Here is an 18,656-nt window from a genome sequence, read left to right on the forward strand (position 1 = left end):
TGGGGATGTGCGGCATCATGGGGTTCACCGGTGAGCGGCCGGCGGCCCCCGAGCTCCTGGCAGGCTTGGAACGGTTGGAATACCGCGGCTACGACTCCGCCGGCCTCGCGGTGACCTCCTCCGCCGGGCTCCAGATCCGCCGGGTGGTGGGGCGGGTGGAGGCGCTGGCCCGCCTGCTGGAGCAGGACCCGGTGGCGGGCGCCGCCGGCATCGGACACACCCGCTGGGCCACCCACGGGCGCGCCAGCGTGGAGAACGCGCACCCCCAGACCGACTGCGACGGGACCCTCGCGGTCGTTCACAACGGCATCATCGAAAACCAGGAGGAGCTCAGGGCCGGGCTGGAGGATCGGGGCCACCGCTTCCGCTCCCAGACCGACACGGAGGTGGTCGCCCACCTGCTGGAGGAGGAGGCCGACGCCCCGCCCATGGAGGCCCTCCAGAAGGTCCTGCAGCAGGTGCGGGGCTCCTACGCCCTGGCGGTGATCTGGGGCCGGCGTCCGGGCCTCATCGTGGCCGCCCGCCACCGAAGCCCCCTCTGGGTGGGGCAGGATCAGGAGGCGGCGTGGCTCGCCTCGGACGTGCAGCCCCTCCTGGGGGGAGCCCGGGAGCTTTACCCTCTGGACGAGGACGAGCTCGCGCTCCTCACGCCGGGGAAGGCCCAGATCGTCACCCGGGACGGAGAGCCGGTGGAGCGGCAGCCCGACAAGAGCCCGCCCGAGGTGGCCGCAGCCGGCAAGGGCGAGTTCGCCCACTTCATGCTGAAGGAGATCCACGAGGCCCCCCGGGCCGTGGCCCGCACCCTGGAAGGGCACGTGGACTGGAGCCGGGGCCGGGTGGCCGAGGGTCTCCTCCTGCCCGGCGGGCAGCGGCGGGGCTTGCGGCGGCTCTGGCTTGCAGGGATGGGCACCGCCTACCATGCCTGCCTGCTGGGCGCGTGGTGGGTGGAGCAGATCGCCGGAATCCCAGCCCGCGCCGTCCTGGCCAGCGACTTCCGCGACGACCCGCCCCGGGAAGGCGAGGGCGAGCGCGGCCTGCTGGTGGCCGTCAGCCAGTCGGGCGAGACGGCCGACACCCTGGAGGCGGCCCGGGCCGCACAGGCGCGAGGAATCCCGGTCTACGCCCTCTGCAACGTGCCGGGGAGCACCCTCGCCCGCCTGGCCGACCGGGTCCTCATGACCCGGGCCGGGACCGAGGTGGCCGTAGCCGCCACCAAGAGCTACGTCGCCCAGATGGTGGGCCTCCTCCTCCTGGCCCTTGCCCTGGCGGAGGGCGAGGAGGGCCGGGTCCGGCGGAGCCAGGTTCTGGACGGGCTCGCGTCCAGTGTGGAGGCGGTCTCCCGCAGCCTGGCGCTGGAGCCGGCCATGGCGGACCTTTCCCGGCGCCTGGTTCGGGAACGCGCCGTCTATCTGGTGGGGCGGGGACCGGATCATGCCGCCACCCTCGAGGCCGCGCTGAAGCTGAAGGAGGTCGCTTACCTCCACGCCGAGGCCATGGCCGCCGCGGAGCTGAAGCACGGTTCCCTGGCGTTGATCGAGGAAGGCACCGCGCTCCTGGCCCTCAGCGGCCGCGCCCACCTGGCCGCCCGTCTGGCTTCCAACCTGCGGGAGGCCGCCTCCCGGGGCGCCGACGTCTTCGTGTGGACGCACCTGGACGGCGCCCCCTTCCAAGCAGCCCGCCGGACCTACCGCCTGCCCGATCCGGGCCACGAGCTCCTCGCCCCGCTGGTGCAGGCGCCGCCGCTTCAGCTCCTGGCCTACTACGTGGGCCTGGGCCGGGGCACCGAGATCGATCGCCCCCGCAACCTGGCCAAGAGCGTCACCGTGGAGTGAGAGGGATTCCGCCGCCGGGGGCGTAGCCACTCCTGGAAGAACGAATCATCGCCGGGCGGCGCCCGGACGGGGGGCCTGCCAGCCTGGAGATCATCGGAATCGGTGTGGACCTGATCGAGGTGGCCCGCATCCGGGCAGCCTGGAACCGCTTCGGCGACCGCTTCCTGAACCGGATCTTCGCCGCAGGCGAGCGGGCCTACGCGTTGAGCCGGCCGGACCCCGCGGAGTCCCTGGCCGCCCGTTTCGCGGCCAAGGAGTCGGTGATGAAGGCCCTGGGAACGGGCCGGCATGGGGTGAGCTGGCGGGAGATCGAGGTGGTGCGGGCGCCCGGTGGGCGCCCGGGCATCGCCCTCTCCGGGAGGACCCGCGCTCTGGCCCGGCTGCTGGGAGTGGCCGCCTGGCAGCTCTCCCTCAGCCACAACCGGGAGCAGGCGCTGGCCCAGGCCATCGCCCTGGGAGAGGCCGGCGTGGGCCGCAAGCGGTAGGGGGTGGCGAAGTGAGACTGGCAACGGCGGCGATGGTGCGAGAGGCCGATGGCCGGGCGGAGGCGTTGGGTGTCCCCACCCGGATCCTCATGGAGAACGCAGGCGCCCGGGTGGCTGACCTGGTCCAGCGGATCACCCGCCCCGGCGACCCGGTGCTGGTCTTCTGCGGCCGTGGGAACAACGGCGGTGACGGCTTGGTGGCCGCCCGCCACCTCCGCGATGCGGGCCGCCGGGTGCGCGTCTGGCTGGCCGCGGCCGAGGACGCGTACACGGGGGATGCGGCCGCCAACCTGGACCTGGTGCGCCGCTGGGGCATCGACCTGAAGCTGGCGCCCCGGGAGGCCCTGGCCCTGGACCATGGCCTCGCAGGTCACCGGGTGGTGGTGGATGCCCTGCTCGGCACCGGGGTGACGGGCCCCCTTCGGGATCCGTACCCCCTCTGGGTTGCGGCCCTCAATCGGTTCGAGGGCACGGTGGTGAGCGTCGACCTCCCCTCGGGCCTCGACGCGGACACGGGCCAGGCCCATCCCGAGGCGGTTCGCGCCCACTGGACCGTGACCCTGGGCCTTGCCAAGCCGGGCCTCTTCCTGCTGCCCGGAGCCGAGTACGCCGGCCGGGTGGAGGTGGCCTCCATCGGGTTGCCTCCCGAGGCCCTGGAGGACCCGGCCCAGGCGCCCATCGAGCTGCTGGAGGGGCGGGACGTGGCGGCCCTGCTCCCGGCCCGGCCTGCCGACAGCCACAAAGGAACCTACGGCCACCTGCTGGTGGTGGCGGGCTCCCAGGGGATGTCGGGGGCGGCGGTGCTGGTGGCCCGGGCCGCCCTGCGGAGCGGGGCCGGGCTGGTGACCCTGGCCGTGCCTGCCAGCGTCCAGGCCCAGGCAGCCGCCAGCCTGCCCGAGGCCCTCACCCACGGCTTGCCCGAGACCAGCGAGGGAACCCTGGGGGTAGAGGCGGCGCGCGAAGTGGTCCGCCTCCTGGGCCCCCGGGACGCTCTGGCCCTGGGGCCCGGCATCGGCGCTGGCCGGGAGACGGCGGCGCTGGTCTTCGAGCTTCTGTCCCGGGAGGAGATCGTGGTCAAGCCCTGTGTGCTCGATGCGGACGCCCTCACCCTGCTGGCTCGGGAGCCCCGCCGCCTGGACGAGGCAGGCCGGGCGCTGGGCGCCGCCCTGGGGATGGTGATCACCCCCCACCCTGGCGAGATGGCCCGGCTCCTGGGCTGCACCGCCGGCGACGTCCAGGCGGATCGGCCGGGCAAAGTGCGGGAGGCCGCTACCCGTTTCGGGGCGGTCGCGGTGCTGAAGGGGGCGCGTACCCTGGTGGCCGATCCGGCCGGGCGCTGGGCCATCAACCCCACGGGCAACGCCGGAATGGCCACCGGCGGCATGGGAGACGTGCTGACGGGTGCCGTCGGCGCGCTCTTGGCCCAGGGCCTGGCCCCGTGGGACGCGGCCCGGGCGGCCGTCTACCTCCACGGCCTGGCGGGGGACCTGGCGGCGGCTGAGCGCGGGGCCGCGGGCCTCCTCGCGAGCGAGGTGGCAGACCACCTGCCGGCGGCGCGCCGTCGGGTGCTGGAGGAGGCAGGCCAAGATGGCTGACGCGACCGCCTCGCCGCGCACGTACCCGGCTCGCACCTGGGCGGAGGTGGACCTGGGGCGCCTGCGGGAGAACACCCGGGCGCTGGCCCGGGTCGCGGCCCCGGCGCGCCTCATGGCCGTGGTGAAGGCCGATGGGTACGGGCACGGCGCTGTCCCGGCGGCCCGTGCGGCTCTGGAGGGTGGGGCGTCGGCCCTGGCCGTCGCCCGGCCTGATGAGGCCATCCCCCTGCGGGACGCAGGGATCGAGGCCCCCGTGCTCGTCTTCGCCCCCGCCTCACCCGAGGAGGTCGATCTCTACGGCCGGCTCCACCTCACCGCCACCGTGGTCGGTCGCGACCAGGCAGCGGCCCTGGCCCGGGCCGCGCGGGAGCAGGGGGTGCGCCTCGCCGCCCACGTGAAGGTGGACACAGGGATGGGCCGCCTGGGTTTCCTGCCCGATGAGGCGCTGGCCTTCTGGGAGGAGCTCCGCGGCCTGGAAGGGTTGGAGCTGGAAGGTCTCTACACCCACTTCGCCACCGCCGACGAGCCCGAGGCTGCCTACGCCCGCCTCCAGTGGCAACGCTTCCGGGGCCTGGTGGATCACCTGGAGGCCCGGGGCGTGCGCCCGCCGCTGGTCCATGCCGCCAACTCGGCCGCCCTGCTCCGCATGCCCGAAGCCCGCCTCGATCTGGTGCGGGCGGGGATCGCCCTCTACGGGGTCCGCCCGCCGAACACGCCCCCTCGAACCCACCTGGCGCCCGCCCTCACCTGGAAGTGCCGGGTGAGCACCGTCCGGACCCTTCCCCCGGGCTGGGGCGTGAGCTACGGCAAGGAGTTCGTCGCCTGGCGTCCCAGCCGGGTGGCCACCCTCGCCGTCGGCTACGCCGACGGCTACCGCCGCTCCTCGGCGCACCGGGCCCAGGTGCTCCTCCAGGGCCGCCGCGTTCCCCTCATCGGCCGGGTGACCATGGACCAGGTGATGGTGGACGTCACCGAGCTCGACGGAGACCCGGGCTCGGAGGCCGTCCTCCTGGGCGGTACCGGCCCCCACGCCATCGAGCCCGAAGAGGTCGCCGCGTGGATGGAGACCATCCCCTACGAGGTCTTCACCGGTCTGAGCGCCCGGGTGGAGCGAAGGTACGTCTAGGGGGCCCGGGCCTGCGATTCCAGCGTCACGACGGCGTGGGCGCAGCCTCAGAAGACCCCCAGGTACTGCTCCACTTCCCAGCGGTGCACCTGGCTGCGGTAGATGTCCCACTCGATTCGCTTCGCCTCCAGGAACCGGGCGTAGACGTGCTCGCCCAGCGTCTCCCGCATGAGCGGGTCCGCCTCCATGGCCCGGGTGGCGTCCTGCAGGCTTCCGGGCAGCTCGGCGATCCCGTGCTCCCGCCGTTCCTGGGGGGTCAACTCGTAGATGTTCTTGTTCAGGGACTCAGGGGGCTCCAGCTCGCGCCGCACGCCGTCCAGCCCCGCTCGGATCATGACGGCCAGGGCCAGGTAGATGTTGCAGGAAGGGTCGGGGGAGCGCAGCTCCACCCGGGTGCCCTGCCGTCGGCTGGCCGGGACCCGCACCAGCGCACTCCGGTTCTGGGCGGACCAGGAGACGTAGACAGGCGCTTCGTAGCCCGGCACCAGCCGCTTGTAGGAGTTCACCAGGGGGTTGGTGAGGGCGGTGAAGCCCGGCGCGTGCTCCAGCAGCCCGGCGATGAAGTGGAGGGCGATCCTGGAGAGCTGGTAGGGGCCGGAGGGGTCGTAGAAGGCGTTCTCCCCGTCCCGGAAGAGGGAGAAGTGGGTGTGCATGCCCGAGCCGTTGATGCCGAAGATGGGCTTGGGCATGAAGGTGGCGTGGAGCCCGTGCTCCGCGGCCACGGCCCGGGTGACGACCTTCAGGGTGGTCACCCGGTCGGCGGTGAGCAAGGCGTCGTCGTAGCGGAAGTCGATCTCGTGCTGCCCCTGGGCCACCTCGTGGTGGGAGGCCTCCACGTGGAAGCCCATCTCCTCCAGCGCGAGGACGATGTCGCGCCGGGCGTCCTCGCCCCGGTCCACGGGGCCCAGGTCGAAGTAGCTACCCTCATCGTGGGTCTCGGTGGTGGGAGCCCCGTCGGGGCCCAGTCGGAAGAGGAAGAACTCGCACTCGGGTCCCACGTTCACCTGGAAGCCCATCTCCCGCGCCTCGACCAGGACCCGCTTCAGGATGTAGCGCGGGTCGCCCTCGAAGGGCTCGCCCGTGGGCCTGTAGACGTCACAGATGAGCCGGGCCACGTTGCCCTTGGCGCTCGCCCGCCAGGGGAAGATGGCGAAGGTGTCGTAGTCCGGCCGCAGGTTCATGTCCGACTCCTCGATGCGGGCGAAGCCCTCGATGGAGGAGCCGTCGAACATGATATCGTCGTTCAGCGCCTCCTCCAGTCGACTCACGGGGATGGCCACGTTCTTGACCACGCCCAGGATGTCTGTGAACTGAAGGCGCACAAACTTGACGTCGCGTTGCTGGGCCGTTCGGATGATCTCTTCCTGGGTGAGGCTCGCCACGGTGGGCTGCCACTCCTTTCTTCTGCCAGGGGTGAGGATGGATTGGGCCGCTGCACCGGGCGCCCGGGGGAACGCCCGGCCGGCGGGGTCAAGCGGGAGGGGGCCGCGGGGTTCCGGGCGGCCGCGGCGCGCTCGCCCTTCACGAGGAATCGTCGGAGCGGGTCTCCTGCAGCTTGCGCACCAACTCGGCCTGGTTGTTCACCGGGTAGAGGGAGGAGAGGGGCCGGCCCGAGCGCATCGCCTGGATGAGACGCAGGTGCTCCTCGGAGGAGATGCGTTCGGGGGCGGTCTCAACGGCGGCCGGGGGCGCATCGGGGGCCGGCGCCGCGAGGGGCACCGGAACCTCCACCCGACCCGCCCGCCTCCGGCCCAGACTGCCGTACCGCTCGGCCAGCCGGGTCTTGACGCCCTCCACGTTGTACCCCTGGGCCAGGAGCTCTTTGATGTCCAGGAGGAGGTCCACCTGGTTGGGCGAGTAGAGGCGCTGGTTGCCAGGGGTCCGTGTGGGCGTCAGGAGGCCGGCCTTCTCGTAGTAGCGGATCTGCCGGCCGGTGAGGCCGGTCAGCTTCTGAACGATGCCGATGGGGTAGACGGGTGCGTCTCGATCCAGCTGAGCCAAGGCAGCTCCCCCACAAGGTGCGTTCGTCGAGCCCATGATAACATGTGCTCGATGTCAGGTCAAACCCATGTTAGATAAGATCACCGCAGGTCCCGGCGCCTCGGCGGCGAAAGGGAGTCGAACGGCCTAGGCCGTCCTGCAATTGGGCGAAGAAGGACCCCGTGTTATAATGAATCGTACCCGTTAGGCCGGGGCGGCCGTAGGGAGATGGAAGCCGTTGCACCTCTTCGTTGCCGGACTGAACCACCGGAGCGCGCCCATCGCCGTGCGAGAGCAGATCCACTTCACCCCCGAGGCGACCCGCCAGTTCCTGGGCGGCCTGGCGCGGGAGGCTGAGGAGGTAGCGGTCCTTTCCACCTGCAACCGCACCGAGCTCTACGTAGCCGGAGAGGATCCCCGGGCGCCGGGGCGGCTGGTTCATCGCCTGGTAGGCTCCTCCTACGGCGAGACGCTGGACCCCTACCTCTACGTCCGGCAGGACAGCGAGGCGGCCCGTCACCTTTTCCGGGTCGCCGGCGGGTTGGACAGCATGATCCTCGGCGAGGCGCAGATCCTGGGCCAGGTGCGCGAGAGCTTCGAGATCGCCCGCGACGCGGGGACGGCCGGGCCGCTCCTGGGGCAGCTGGGGCGGAAGGCGGTGGAGACCGGAAAGCGGATCCGCTCCGAGACGGCCATCGGCGAGGGAGCAGCCTCCGTCAGCCACGCGGCGGTGGAGCTGGCCCGCAAGATCTTCGGGGAGCTCACGGGTTGCCGGGTGCTGGTGCTGGGCGCGGGGGAGATGGCCACCCTGGCCGCCCGGAACCTGCGCGAGCACGGGGCGGCGGCGGTGGTGGTGGCCAATCGCAACCGGCAGCACGCGGAGGAGCTGGCCCGGGCCTGCGGTGGGCACGCGGCCGGGTTCGAGCAATTGGAGCCGCTCCTGGAGGCCAGCGACATCGTCCTCAGCTCCACGGCCGCCCCCCACGCGGTGGTCCGGCGGGAGACCGTCCAGCGGGTGATGCGGGTCCGGCGGGGCCGGCCGCTCTTCCTCATCGACATCGCGGTGCCCCGGGACGTGGAGCCCGGATGCGGGGACCTGGACGGGGTCTTCCTCTACAACATCGATGACCTGCAGCAGGTAGTGGACGACAACCTGGCCCAGCGGCGCACCCAGGTGGGCCCGGCCGAGGCGATCGTGGAAGAGGCCGTGTACGAGTACGTGGCCTGGTGGCGGAGCCGCCTGGCGGTGCCTGTCATTCGCGCCCTCCGGCAGCGGGCGGAAGAGGTCCGGGAGGAGGAGCTGCAACGGGCCCTCCGGCGCCTGCGCGATCTGGAGCCTCAGCAGCGGAAGGCGGTGGAGGCCATGTCCGAGGCCATCGTCAACAAGCTGCTCCACCCCCCCGTGACCCGGCTGAAGGCCGCCCTGGAGCAGGGAGACGGGGTGGCCCACCTGGAGAGTCTGAAGGAGCTCTTCGACCTGGAACCCGAGGGCACCGGCACCCCCAGCGCTTCGGCACCGGACCGGGCCCTTCGCCCCGACGACCGGCCGGCCGACCGCCGGGAGGGCCGGGCATGAACCTTCTCGCCTCCGGGCTCGTCCTGGCCACCGGCTTCACCAGCTTGGGCGCATCGGCCCTCTACCTGGTGCACTACCGGCGGAGCGACCCCGCGAGCGGCCGCGTGGCCAGCTTGCTGGCCGGGCTGGGCTGGGCCTTCCTGGGGATCCTCCTCCTCATGCGGGCGCTGGAGCAGGGGTACGTCCCGCTGGGCAGCCTGAACCAGAGTCTCTTCATCTTCTTGTGGCTCCTCATGGGCAGCTACCTGGTGGTGGAGCGCCGCTACGACCTCCGGGTGGCGGGCGGCCTCTTCTGGCCCAGCCTCACCCTGGTGCTGCTGGCCGCCCTGGCCTGGGTCCCCCAGGAGGCGAGCCCCGACATCGCCCGCAATCTCGCCGTGTCCGAGACCTCCATCTTCCTGCACGTGGCCTTCAACTTCCTGGCCTACTCGAGCTTCGCCCTCGCGGGCGTGGCCGGCCTCATCTACCTGCTTCAGGAGCGGCAGATCAAGACGCGCCGCCTGAGCTGGCTCTACTTCCGGCTGCCGCCCCTGGCGAGCCTGGACCGGGCCTCCCGCCACCTGCTGGCCAGCGGCTTCCTGCTCCTCACGCTGGGTCTCGCCATCGGCATGGTGAACGCCCGGCTGGCCTGGGGAAGCTTCATCCCAGAGGACGGCAAGATCCTCTTCTCCCTGGCCCTCTGGGCCTACTACGGCGCTGGCCTGCTCGTTCACCGGGCCCGGGGGCTGAGCGGCCGGCGGGTGGCCCTGCTGAGCCTGCTGGGGTTCCTGGGGGCGCTGCTCAACCTGACCGGCCTCACCTGGTGGCTCACCAACGTGCACCGGTTCTGAAGGCGGCTGGACCCCACCCCAGGGCCGGGGGCGACCCCCGGCAGGGCCGGAAGAGGCACGAGACCCGGAGGAGGTGGCGCGACGATGAACCGGCGCGTGGTGCGGGTGGGCACCCGGAAGAGCCCGCTGGCCCTGCGGCAGAGCCGGTGGGTGATGGATCGCCTGGCGGCGGCCTGGCCGGAGCTGGCGTGCGTGGAGGTGCCCATGGTCACCGAGGGCGACCGGGTGCTCGACCAGCCCCTGGACCAGGCGGGCGGTCGCGGCCTCTTCGTGGCGGAAATGGAAGAGGCCCTCCTCCGAGGCGACATCGATCTGGCCGTCCACAGCATGAAGGACCTCCCCATCGACCTGGCGACCGGCCTCACCCTCGGCCCGGTGCCCCTCCGGGCCGATCCCCGGGACGTGCTGGTGAGCCGCGAAGGGTGGACCCTGGAAGAGCTCCCCTACGGGGCCCGGGTGGGCACAGGCAGCCCCCGGAGGCGGGCCCAGCTCCTGGCGCACCGGCCGGACCTGCAGGTGGTGGCCCTGCGCGGCAACCTGGAAACCCGGCTCCGGAAGCTCGAGGAGGGACAGGCCGAGGCGCTGGTGCTGGCGGCTGCCGGACTGGATCGGATGGGCTACGGGGCGGAGCGGGTCCCCCTGGAGCCGCCGGCGTTCCTGCCCGCGGTGGGCCAGGGGGCGCTGGGGCTCGAGCTGCGGGCTGGGGACGCCTGGCTCCTCGACCGCCTCGCGGCCCTGCGGGACCCGGCCGCCGAGGCCGCCACTCGGGCCGAGCGCGCCTTCTTGCACGCCCTGGGGGGCGGGTGCCACCTGCCCATCGCGGCCTGGAGCGAGGTCCGGGGAGACCGCCTGCACCTCCTGGGCCGCGTGGTGCGCACCGACGGCGCCCGCCGGCTCGAGGGCGAGGAGGAGGGCTCCGCGGACGCCGCCGAAGACGTGGGGCGGCGCCTGGGCGAGGGCCTCCTGGCCAGCGGGGCCCGGGCGCTGCTGTGACGAGACGCCCCGGAGCAAGGCCTCGACGCGCTCAGCTCTTCACCGCGCCCGCGGTGAGGCCCGCCACCAGGAAGCGCTGGAAGGCAAGGGCCAGCACCACGGGGGGAAGGGCGGCCACGAAGCCGGCGGCGGCGATCTGGTTGTGGGCCGTGATGTACTGGCTCCCCAGCTCGGCGACGAAGAGCGGCAGGGTGGCCGACTGGGGCGAGCGGGTGAAGACCAGCGCCAGCACGAACTCATCCCATGCGAGCAGGAAGGCGAGCAGGGCGGTGGCCATCAGCGCCGGCGCCGAGAGCGGTAGCACCACGTGGCGGAGGGCACCCAGACGGCTGCACCCGTCGATGGTGGCCGCTTCCTCCAGCTCCGCGGGGACCGTCCGGAAGTAGCCCTGCAGCACCCAGATGACGAAGCCCAGGATGAACGAGATGTAAAGGAGGATCAGGTTGGCCCGGGTATCGAACAGGTGCACGTTGCTGCCGTGGCCCACGAGGAAGGCGTCGATCTGGGAGACCACCACGAAGAATGGGATCACCAGGGCAATGGTGGGCAACATGCGGACCACCACCAGCCCCAGGACCACACCCTTCCGGTGGGGCACTTCCAGGCGTGCCAGCGCGTAGGCCGCAAAGGTCCCTACCACCAGACAGATGGCGGTCACCGACAGGGAGACGACCGTGCTGTTGGCCAGGGCCATACGGAATCGGGTCCCCGTGTCGGTGGCCGGGCTCCACATGTCCGTGAAGTTCCGGAGGGTCGGCTCGGGGGGGATCCAGTGGCCCACCCGGTCCGACACCAGGAAGCTGTAGGGTGAGATGGCCGAGAGGAAGAGCCACGTGACCGGAGCCAGGGTCCAGATGACGATGGCGCCCACCGCCAGGTAGAGCCCCACCCGCTTTGTCTGGGCCAGGACCCTCCACCGCCGGGCGCCCGCGGGGCGTGCGTGCGGCTCCGGTCCGTCGGCAGGAGCCCTCATCGCCCCTTCACCTCCGCCTCGTCGTCGGTGTAGAGCCACTTCATGTAGACCAGCGAGAGCCCCGCGATGAAGAGGCTGATCAGGAAGGCCAGCGCGGAGCCGCGGCCGAAGTGAAGGAACTTCATGCCCGTCTCGTAGGTGAAGACCCCGAGCACCCGGATGCTGTACTGCATCAGGATGTAGATGACGTCGAAGACCCGGAAGAGCTCCATGGTCCGGAGCACCAGGATCACCAGGAGCACCGGGCGGAGGAGCGGCAGCACCACGTGGCGCAGCCTCTGCCAGAAGCCTGCTCCGTCGAGGGTGGCCGCCTCGTGGAGGGAGGCGGGGACCGTCTGCAGGCCAGCCAGGAAAAGGAGGACGACCAGGGGCGTCACCTTCCAGGTGTCCGCCAGGATGATCATGTGGAGGGCGCGGCTCGCCCCCAGCCACTCGAAGAGGGAGCCCAGCACGGGCACCCCGGCGAAGGGGACGTCGAAGCCGAGCCAAACCACATCCTGCCCCGGGGGCAGCAGGTGAAGGGTCTTCAGCAGGCCGTTCAGGGCGCCGTAGTTGGCCCCGGCGTAGATCCACTCCCACATGCGGGCGTTGACCACCGTCGGCACCCCCCAGGGGAGGAGGACCAGCGCCCGAACCAGCGGCCGTCCGAAGAAGGGCTGGTCCAGCACCAGGGCCATGCCGAGCCCCAGGACCAGCTCCAGGCCCAGCGAGGCGAGGGTGAAGTAGAGCGTCACCCGCACCGCGGGCCAGAAGAGGGGGCTCTCGATCAGGTAGTACCGGTAGTTGGCCAGGCCCACGAAACGGGTGAGCAGCCCGCCCACGGCGGGCTCGGCCCGGTGCAGGCTGAGGTAGAAGGCCAGGAGCAGGGGTACCACCACCACGCCGCCCACCAGCAACCCGGCCGGAGCCAGCAGCCGGAAGGCGAGCCGCCGGCTCGCCGCAGTGGTCCGGTTCCCCGCAGCGCTCGCCAGGGCCCGCGGAGGCACCGTCGCCAGGGGATCGAGCCCCCGCCGGCTCGTCCGGATCACTCGTGATCCTCCTCCCATCATGCGTGGAAGCTTTCGCAAATCGACGCCCGTCGCGCCCGGCAAGGCGGGCGAGGCCGCATCGCTCGGCACGGCCTCGCCCGCGGCCCCGGGCGCCTCCCCGCGAAGATGCTAGAGGACGCCGTTGATCTCGCGCACCGCTGCATCCAGCGCCTGCTGGGGCGTCATCTTCTTCTCCAAGGCCAGGTGGATGTACCGTTGCATGATCGACGAGACCTCAGGGTAAGGCGGGACCTTGGGCCGGTGGTGCACCGCGCCCAGTTGCTCCGCCTTGACTCCGATGACCGGGTCCATGGTCTGGGCGTAGGCGCTCTGCTGCACCGAGGTCCAGACCGGCATCTCCTGCAGGAAGGCCCTCTGGACCAGGGGGCTGGTGATGAACCGGACGTACTTCCACGCGAGCTCCTTGCTGCGGGAGTTGGCCATGATCGCCGCGCCCTGGAAGCCGCTCACGGAGGCCGTGCGCGCTCCCGCCGCGCGAGCATCGGCGGCGACGGGGATGAGGCCCATCCGGCCGTCCCCCACCACCTTGGAGACCGACGGGTCGTTCATGAGCCCGTACTGGAAGGTCCAGTTGGTGGTGAAGGCGGCGTTGCCGGCGATGAAGTCGTCCTTGGCCGCCGCTTCGTCGTTGGTGAGCGACTTGGGGTTGGCCAGGCCCTCGTCCAGGAGCCGCACCATGAACTCCAGGGCCTTCAGGCCCGGGCCCCGGTTGAAAACGGGGCGCCCCTGAGCGTCGAAAGTGTCGCCGCCGAAGGCGCCCGTGAGCCAGACGAACTCGCAGGTGAGACCTTCCTTCTGGTTCCAGGAGTCGGTCCAGGGGTACGAGACGATGCCCTTGGCCTTCATGGCCTTCATCTGCTCCACCATCTCCTCCAGCGTCTGGGGCGGGCCCGAGAAGCCGGCCTGCTCGATCATCCGCTGGTTGTAGAAGAAGAGCTGGAAGTTGGCCAGGAAGGGCATGGCCCAGGTCTTTCCGTCGAAGACGAAGGCGTCCAGGATGGCCGGCTTGATGTCGGCCCGCATCTGGGGGGTGATGAAGTCGTCGAGGGGAGCCACCATCCGCCGCGAGGCGAACTCGGCGGTCCAGATCAGGTCCAGCAACACCACATCGTAGGTGGCCACGGGGGCGATGGCGGAGGTCACGATCTTCTCGTGCATCTCGTCGTACTTTACGAAGGTGAGGTTGACCTTGGCGTCTGAGACCTCCTCGAAGAGGTCCGCCATGGCCCTCACGTCGTCGGGCTGGTAACCGGCCTGGGCCATGTACAGCACGTTGAGGGTGCCGCCGGCGCCCGCGGCGGGGAGGCTTGCGACGCCAAGGGCCAGGACCCACGCCAGCGCGCTCGCACACACGAAGCCCAGGAGGCGACTCCGACAGGTCTGCATCGACACACGCTCCTCTCCGAACGATGATTCGCCCGTCTTGCCAGCCAGCCGGCCCGCATGGGGGCGAGCCCTTTCATTCATACAACGAGTGAAGTAAGTGGGGCGCGCCTCCCCCTTCCATATCAGACCGCAGCCCACTCCCAACGCCTCAGTAGACTGCGGTCCTGCCGCTGGCTGCGCCTCGCGTCCCGCCACCGTGCGCCCTGAGGCGCGTTCTGCCATGGCAGGGCACGATGACCAGGCCCAGCCATTCCCTCGCCCTGGTAATTCCACTCCCTGCAGGAAGTTCCTCCCTGTTGGTCGAAAAGTCCTCACGAGTCGGGAAGCGAGCGGGAGGTCGGGCCGGCGTGTCAGGAGATCGGGTCACGGTCCTCAAGGGGAACAACGACCTCGTCAAGGCGATCAACACCCGCACGGTGCTGAACGTCATCCGCCAGCACGCGCCCGTCTCCAGGGCCGAGATCGGGCGGCTGGCCGCGCTTTACCCGGCCACGGTGTCCACGATCGTAACCTCGCTGCTCGAGGAAGGTCTGGTGAAGGAGACGGGCCGGGGCGAGTCCACCGGCGGGCGCCAGCCGGTCCTCCTGGAGTTGAACGCGGGCGCGCATCGGGTGGTGGGGCTCTTCGTGGGGGTCGGAAGGCTGGCGGCCGTAGTTTCTGACCTGAAAGGCGCGGTGGTCGCCCGCTGGACCGAGGAAGTCCCCAGGGCCGGTCCCCAGGAGATCCTCCCGCGGCTGGTGGAGGGCACTCGTTCCGTGCTGCGCTCGGCCGGGGTGGGTGAGGAGGGCGTCTTGGGGGTGGGCGTCGCCTTTCCAGGTCCAGTGGATGTGGAGGAGGGCGTCGTCCTCGCCTCGCCCAACCTCCCCGGATGGGGCCGTTTCCCACTGAAGGAGGCACTCACCTCCCGGTTGGGCCTCGAGTGCGTGGTGGACAACGACGCCAACGCCGCGGCGTGGGGCGAGCGGTGGCTGGGCGGTCCGGACGCGCTGGAGATGCTCTACTTGGTCTTCGACTGGTCCGTGGGCGGCGGCATCGTCGTCGACGGACAGATCTACCGGGGCTGGAGGCACGCTGCCGGCGAGTTCGGCCACGTGGTGGTGGAGACAGGGGGTGCCCAGTGCACCTGCGGGAACTTCGGCTGCCTCCACACGGTGGCTTCCGGTGAGGCCCTGGTGGCCCGCGTGCAGAGAGACGCCAAGCAGGGAGCCTCCACCCTCGCGCTGGAACTCGCCGGCGGGGATCCCGACGGCATCGACCTCGATGCCGTCTTCCAGGCGGCCGATGCCAACGACCCCAGGGTCCTTGCTCTCCTGGAGGAAGCGGGCCGGTACGCGGGCATCGGCGTGGCCAGCCTCATCAATGCGTTCAACCCCCGGACCGTGGTGCTCGGCGGGAGGCTGGTGCACCGGAGCGCCACGTTCTATCGCCGGCTCGCGGAGACGGCCCTGCGCCGGGCCTGGAGCGCGGTGGCCAGGGACGTTCAGGTGACGCGTGGCAACCTGGGGGACGATGCTTTTGTCCTGGGGGCTGCCTCGCTGGTGCTGAGCCGCCTCTTCCTCCAGCCCCGCCTTCCGGTTGGGGCGCTCTGAGGGTGAGATGGAACCGTCAGCTGCCGAAGGTGGGGTGGGACGTGGGCGGGCAACCGGGGTAGGTGGACGTCCTGGACCTGGGTGGCTCCTCTTCCTGGCCGCCCTCCTCCTGGCCGCAGGCTGGGGGTGGCCCTTAAGCATGCTCGAGCCGGCGAGACTCCCTGGGACGGAGCGTCTTCCGGTGGCCCGTGCCGAGGGCGTCAGGGACGAGGGAGGCGCTGCAGCGGGCATCAACGTTCTGTACATGGCCCAGGCGGGTTACCAGCCCGACACCTTCCGGGCCATGGCCGAGGCGTTCCAGGGTGAGACGGGCATCCCGGTGCGGATCAACTTCACCCGGTACGACGACCAGTACCAGAAGATCCTCACCGCCGCCATCGCACCCATCGGCGCCTACGACGTCATCACCCTGGATCTGATCTGGGTGGCCGAGTTCGCCCGCAAGGGCTACGTGGTCCCGCTGGACGGTCGTCTCAGCCCCGAGGTCCAGGCCGACCTGGATCGACCCGTGCTTCGAGCCATGCAGTTCGACGGGCGCACCTGGGCCATGCCCTTCCTGGCCAACTTCCAGCTCCTTTTCTACAACCGCCGCATGCTGAGCGAGGCGGGGTTTGAGCGCCCGCCCGCCACCCTCGAGGAGCTGGAGCACCAGATGACGGTGCTGAAGGAGCGGGGCATCGTCCCGTATCCGTGGGTGGACTCGTGGAACCAGAAAGAAGGGCTGACCTGCGAGTTCGTCTGGCTCACGGCCGCCTTCGGCGGCGAGCTCTTCGACCACTTCAACCAGCCCGTTTTCAACCGCCCGCCGGGGATCGCGGCCCTGGAGACCATGGTGCGCTGGCTGGAGAAAGGCCTGGTGCACCCGGTCTCGCTCTCGGCCGACGAGACCACGGCCAAGGACCTCTTCGTGGACGGGCAGGCGGCCTTCACCTCCAACTGGACCTTCCAGGATGCGCTCATGAAGGATCCCGCCCGGAGCCGGGTGGCTGGGGAGGGCGAGGTGGGGCTGCTCCCCGTCGCCTCCCAGGTCTACGATCCCCAGCGCTTCTTCACCGTCTCGGTGAGCGGCTTCCAGGGGTTGGCCATACCGGCCAACTCCCGCCGCCAGGCGGAGGCGTGGGCCTTCATCCGCTACGTCTCCTCACCCGAGGTGCAGGCGCAGCATCTGGAGGAGGTGCCCGTCTGGCGCTCGGTGCGCGAGGATCCCGAAACCCTGCGGCGAGACCCCGACATGGCCCTCAAGAGCGTGGCCATCGCGAGCGTCTTCCACCGCCCCCAGCTCGTGCGCTACCAGGAGGTCTCGGCGGTCCTACAGCGGTACCTGCACCTGGCCCTGGAAGGGCGCATGAGTCCCCGGCAGGCGCTGGACCTCGCGGCGGAGGCAGTGCGCCCGCTGCTCTGAGACGGGGTCCGTGCCGGTTCACGACCGTAGCCTGGCGGTCCGGATCGGGAAGAGGAGGGGGAACCCCGTGATCCCACACCCGCAGCGCAGGTTCAAGACTGTTTCTCGGCTTGGGAAGGCCATCCGGGTCCTGCTCGGCCGCCTGGGTCCCCTGGGGCGGCGACGCGACGGGACCCTGGTGAACAGGGTGCGGTGGGGGCTGGGAGTGGGGCTCGCCCTCATCGCTACCCTGGGCCTGGCGGCGGTGGCGGTGGTATCCGATCTCCAGACCTCCACCGCAGAGTTGAACCGCTACCGCTGGCCGACGGTGCAGCTGGCCAACGCGATCACCCGCCGGACCCTCTCCACCGGCCTGAGGGCCTACCAGGCCGTCTCTACGGGGACGGTCTTGGAACGCCCGGCGGACGAGCTGAACGAGATCGACATCCTGGTGGACAACCTGCGAGGCCTCCTCCGAGAGCGCCCCTTGCCCGGCAGCGGGGGCCAGGACCGCACCAGCCGTCTCCTGGGGTTTCTGGATGAGATCCACGCGGCACGATCGGACTACACCCACGTCTTGGTCCAGTTGATGCAGGCGCCTCCGGGAGGCGACCGCTCCCTGCTGCTCTACCGGCTGGGCGCCGCGGGGGACGTGCTCGTCTCCCGGGCCGACGCCTTCGAGCGGGCCATCACCGAGGAGGTCGCCCGCCAGACCGGCGAGGCCCTGGCGGTGACGGGCGCGGCGCGTGCCGGCATGACTGTGCTCACCGTGGCGCTGGTCGCCTTGGGCTCCTGGCTCGTCGCGAGCACCCTCGCCACGGCGAAGCGGGTGGCGCGCCGGGTCCAGGAGGCGGCGGAGGCGGTTTGGAAGGACAGCGAGGGTTCCCAGGAGATGACCTCCGCCATGCGGGGAGCCGTTGCGGGGGCGCGAGCCAGCCTGGAGGAGGTGCAACGGGAGCTCCGGTCGCTTGCGCACGAGAGCGGGCAGTTCCTGGCGTCGATCCGGGAGACCACCGGGCAGGTGGCCGGAACGGTGGAGGAGGCACGCTCCCTCATCGACCAGACCGGAGTGACGGGAGCCGCAGCCCGGGGCATGGAGCAGGTGGTGGCCGTCTGCCGGGCGCAGCTTCTCACGGGGAGCACCCACGTGCGGCGGGAGGTGCGTATGGCCGAGGAGAACCTGGCGGTCGCCGAAGAGGCCGCCCGCGTGGTGGAGCGCCTCCAGGAGCGGGTGGAGGAGGCCGAGTCCATCCTGCGGCACGTCACCGGCATCGTGGATCAGACCAGCTTCCTGGCCCTGGCGGCCCGCCTCGAGAGCCAGGCGGTTCCCGCGGGCGAGCGGGGCGGCGGGGAGGGCCTGGCAACGCTGGCGGAGCAGATCGGCGGGTTGGCCGACCGGGGGGCCCTCTCCATCGACGAGATCCGGGGCGAGCTGGCCCAGGTGCGGGAGGCCGCGGGCGGCGTGGTCCTTCCGGTCTCCCGGGCGGTCAACGGGGTGCGGGACCTGGCGCGCCACGCGACGCACCTGGAGAGCAGCTTCGAGGCGGTGGAAGCCGCGTTCCGGGAGCTGAACGAGCTCATCGCCCGGGTGGGCGCGGCCGCCTCCGACGGCTCCGCGTGCAGCCGCCGGGTGGAGCAGGCCTTGCACCGGACGGCGCGCTTTATCGAAGAGGCCTCCCGCCAGACACAGCGGGCTGGAGCGGCCATGCAACGGTTGAGCGAGGTGGCCGACCCGGTGGTGCGCCACCACGATGCCCTGGCCCAGGAGATGGACCGCCAGATTCGTTTCCAGCGGCGCCAGGCGGAGCGGGCCCGGGAGATGATCGAGGAAGCCCGGGCCCTGGCGCGCTGACGGCGGTGA

Annotated in this window: 15 protein-coding genes; 10 read left to right on the top strand and 5 right to left on the bottom strand. The window is 71.3% G+C overall.

Going from position 1 to position 18,656, the window contains the following annotated elements; translation table 11 throughout:
• Positions 1-5: 5 nt before the first annotated feature.
• The 4 genes from glmS (at position 6) to alr (ending at position 5,038) form a co-directional block, all read left to right on the top strand.
• A complete protein-coding gene (glmS, locus tag LIP_RS05835) occupies positions 6-1,832 on the top strand; it encodes a glutamine--fructose-6-phosphate transaminase (isomerizing) (protein ID WP_082726584.1) in 1,827 nt (608 codons plus the stop codon).
• Between the two features lie 92 nt (positions 1,833-1,924).
• Positions 1,925-2,317 (top strand): holo-ACP synthase, encoded by a 393-nt coding sequence (gene acpS / locus LIP_RS05840; RefSeq protein ID WP_407936400.1) that lies wholly within the window; start codon positions 1,925-1,927, stop codon positions 2,315-2,317.
• 11 nt (positions 2,318-2,328) lie between these two features.
• The gene (locus tag LIP_RS19985; RefSeq protein ID WP_068135547.1) at positions 2,329-3,912 is read left to right on the top strand and encodes an NAD(P)H-hydrate dehydratase; all 1,584 of its coding nucleotides are present in this window, start codon (positions 2,329-2,331) and stop codon (positions 3,910-3,912) included.
• Positions 3,905-5,038, top strand: a complete 1,134-nt coding sequence (gene alr, locus LIP_RS05850) for an alanine racemase (protein ID WP_068135550.1) — start codon at positions 3,905-3,907, stop codon at positions 5,036-5,038. The genes LIP_RS19985 and alr overlap by 8 nt, the downstream gene beginning before the upstream one ends.
• 47 nt (positions 5,039-5,085) lie before the next feature.
• On the opposite strand, the gene glnA is transcribed toward alr, so the two are convergent.
• Entirely contained in the window at positions 5,086-6,420 is a 1,335-nt protein-coding gene (glnA, locus tag LIP_RS05855) for a type I glutamate--ammonia ligase (RefSeq protein ID WP_068135553.1), read from the bottom strand.
• 139 nt (positions 6,421-6,559) lie between these two features.
• A complete protein-coding gene (locus LIP_RS18445; protein WP_068135555.1) occupies positions 6,560-7,039 on the bottom strand; it encodes a MerR family transcriptional regulator in 480 nt (159 codons plus the stop codon).
• A gap of 217 nt (positions 7,040-7,256) precedes the next feature.
• Here LIP_RS18445 and hemA point away from each other — a divergent pair, with 217 nt between their 5' ends.
• The 3 genes from hemA to hemC all read left to right on the top strand — a co-directional run bounded on the left by hemA (position 7,257) and on the right by hemC (position 10,417).
• Positions 7,257-8,594, top strand: coding sequence for a glutamyl-tRNA reductase (gene hemA / locus LIP_RS05865; RefSeq protein WP_068135559.1), 1,338 nt, complete (start codon positions 7,257-7,259; stop codon positions 8,592-8,594).
• Complete coding sequence (locus LIP_RS05870; RefSeq protein WP_068135561.1) at positions 8,591-9,424, top strand: cytochrome C assembly family protein; 834 nt, start codon at positions 8,591-8,593, stop codon at positions 9,422-9,424. The genes hemA and LIP_RS05870 overlap by 4 nt, the downstream gene beginning before the upstream one ends.
• Before the next feature lie 84 nt (positions 9,425-9,508).
• On the top strand, positions 9,509-10,417 hold the full coding sequence (hemC, locus tag LIP_RS05875) for a hydroxymethylbilane synthase (RefSeq protein WP_068135563.1): 909 nt from the start codon (positions 9,509-9,511) through the stop codon (positions 10,415-10,417).
• A 31-nt stretch (positions 10,418-10,448) separates the two neighbouring features.
• Here the strand turns inward: hemC and LIP_RS05880 are convergent, their stop codons facing one another.
• From LIP_RS05880 to LIP_RS05890, 3 genes are all read right to left on the bottom strand, one after another.
• Positions 10,449-11,390, bottom strand: a complete 942-nt coding sequence (locus LIP_RS05880; RefSeq protein ID WP_082725929.1) for a carbohydrate ABC transporter permease — start codon at positions 11,388-11,390, stop codon at positions 10,449-10,451.
• A complete protein-coding gene (locus LIP_RS05885; protein WP_068135569.1) occupies positions 11,387-12,418 on the bottom strand; it encodes a carbohydrate ABC transporter permease in 1,032 nt (343 codons plus the stop codon). Before LIP_RS05885 ends, LIP_RS05880 begins: the two co-directional genes overlap by 4 nt.
• Before the next feature lie 129 nt (positions 12,419-12,547).
• Positions 12,548-13,825, bottom strand: coding sequence for an extracellular solute-binding protein (locus LIP_RS05890; protein ID WP_068135572.1), 1,278 nt, complete (start codon positions 13,823-13,825; stop codon positions 12,548-12,550).
• A 347-nt stretch (positions 13,826-14,172) separates the two neighbouring features.
• Between LIP_RS05890 and LIP_RS05895 the strand changes: the two genes are divergently transcribed.
• The 3 genes from LIP_RS05895 to LIP_RS19990 all read left to right on the top strand — a co-directional run bounded on the left by LIP_RS05895 (position 14,173) and on the right by LIP_RS19990 (position 18,647).
• Complete coding sequence (locus LIP_RS05895; RefSeq protein ID WP_068135575.1) at positions 14,173-15,414, top strand: ROK family transcriptional regulator; 1,242 nt, start codon at positions 14,173-14,175, stop codon at positions 15,412-15,414.
• Between the two features lie 181 nt (positions 15,415-15,595).
• On the top strand, positions 15,596-16,816 hold the full coding sequence (locus LIP_RS05900; protein WP_158509568.1) for an extracellular solute-binding protein: 1,221 nt from the start codon (positions 15,596-15,598) through the stop codon (positions 16,814-16,816).
• A gap of 67 nt (positions 16,817-16,883) precedes the next feature.
• The gene (locus LIP_RS19990; RefSeq protein WP_068135579.1) at positions 16,884-18,647 is read left to right on the top strand and encodes a methyl-accepting chemotaxis protein; all 1,764 of its coding nucleotides are present in this window, start codon (positions 16,884-16,886) and stop codon (positions 18,645-18,647) included.
• The last annotated feature ends 9 nt before the right edge of the window (positions 18,648-18,656 follow it).

This window comes from Limnochorda pilosa (genome assembly GCF_001544015.1).
GTDB lineage: Bacteria > Bacillota > Limnochordia > Limnochordales > Limnochordaceae > Limnochorda > Limnochorda pilosa.

What these genes read in the sequence shown, in the direction of transcription:
- hemC (WP_068135563.1), top strand. Translation starts at nt 9,509, where the DNA reads ATGAACCGGCGCGTGGTGCGGGTGGGCACCCGGAAGAGCCCGCTGGCC.
- LIP_RS05870 (WP_068135561.1), top strand. Translation starts at nt 8,591, where the DNA reads ATGAACCTTCTCGCCTCCGGGCTCGTCCTGGCCACCGGCTTCACCAGC.
- LIP_RS05880 (WP_082725929.1), bottom strand. Translation starts at nt 11,390, where the DNA reads ATGAGGGCTCCTGCCGACGGACCGGAGCCGCACGCACGCCCCGCGGGC.
- glmS (WP_082726584.1), top strand. Translation starts at nt 6, where the DNA reads ATGTGCGGCATCATGGGGTTCACCGGTGAGCGGCCGGCGGCCCCCGAG.
- LIP_RS05890 (WP_068135572.1), bottom strand. Translation starts at nt 13,825, where the DNA reads ATGCAGACCTGTCGGAGTCGCCTCCTGGGCTTCGTGTGTGCGAGCGCG.
- alr (WP_068135550.1), top strand. Translation starts at nt 3,905, where the DNA reads ATGGCTGACGCGACCGCCTCGCCGCGCACGTACCCGGCTCGCACCTGG.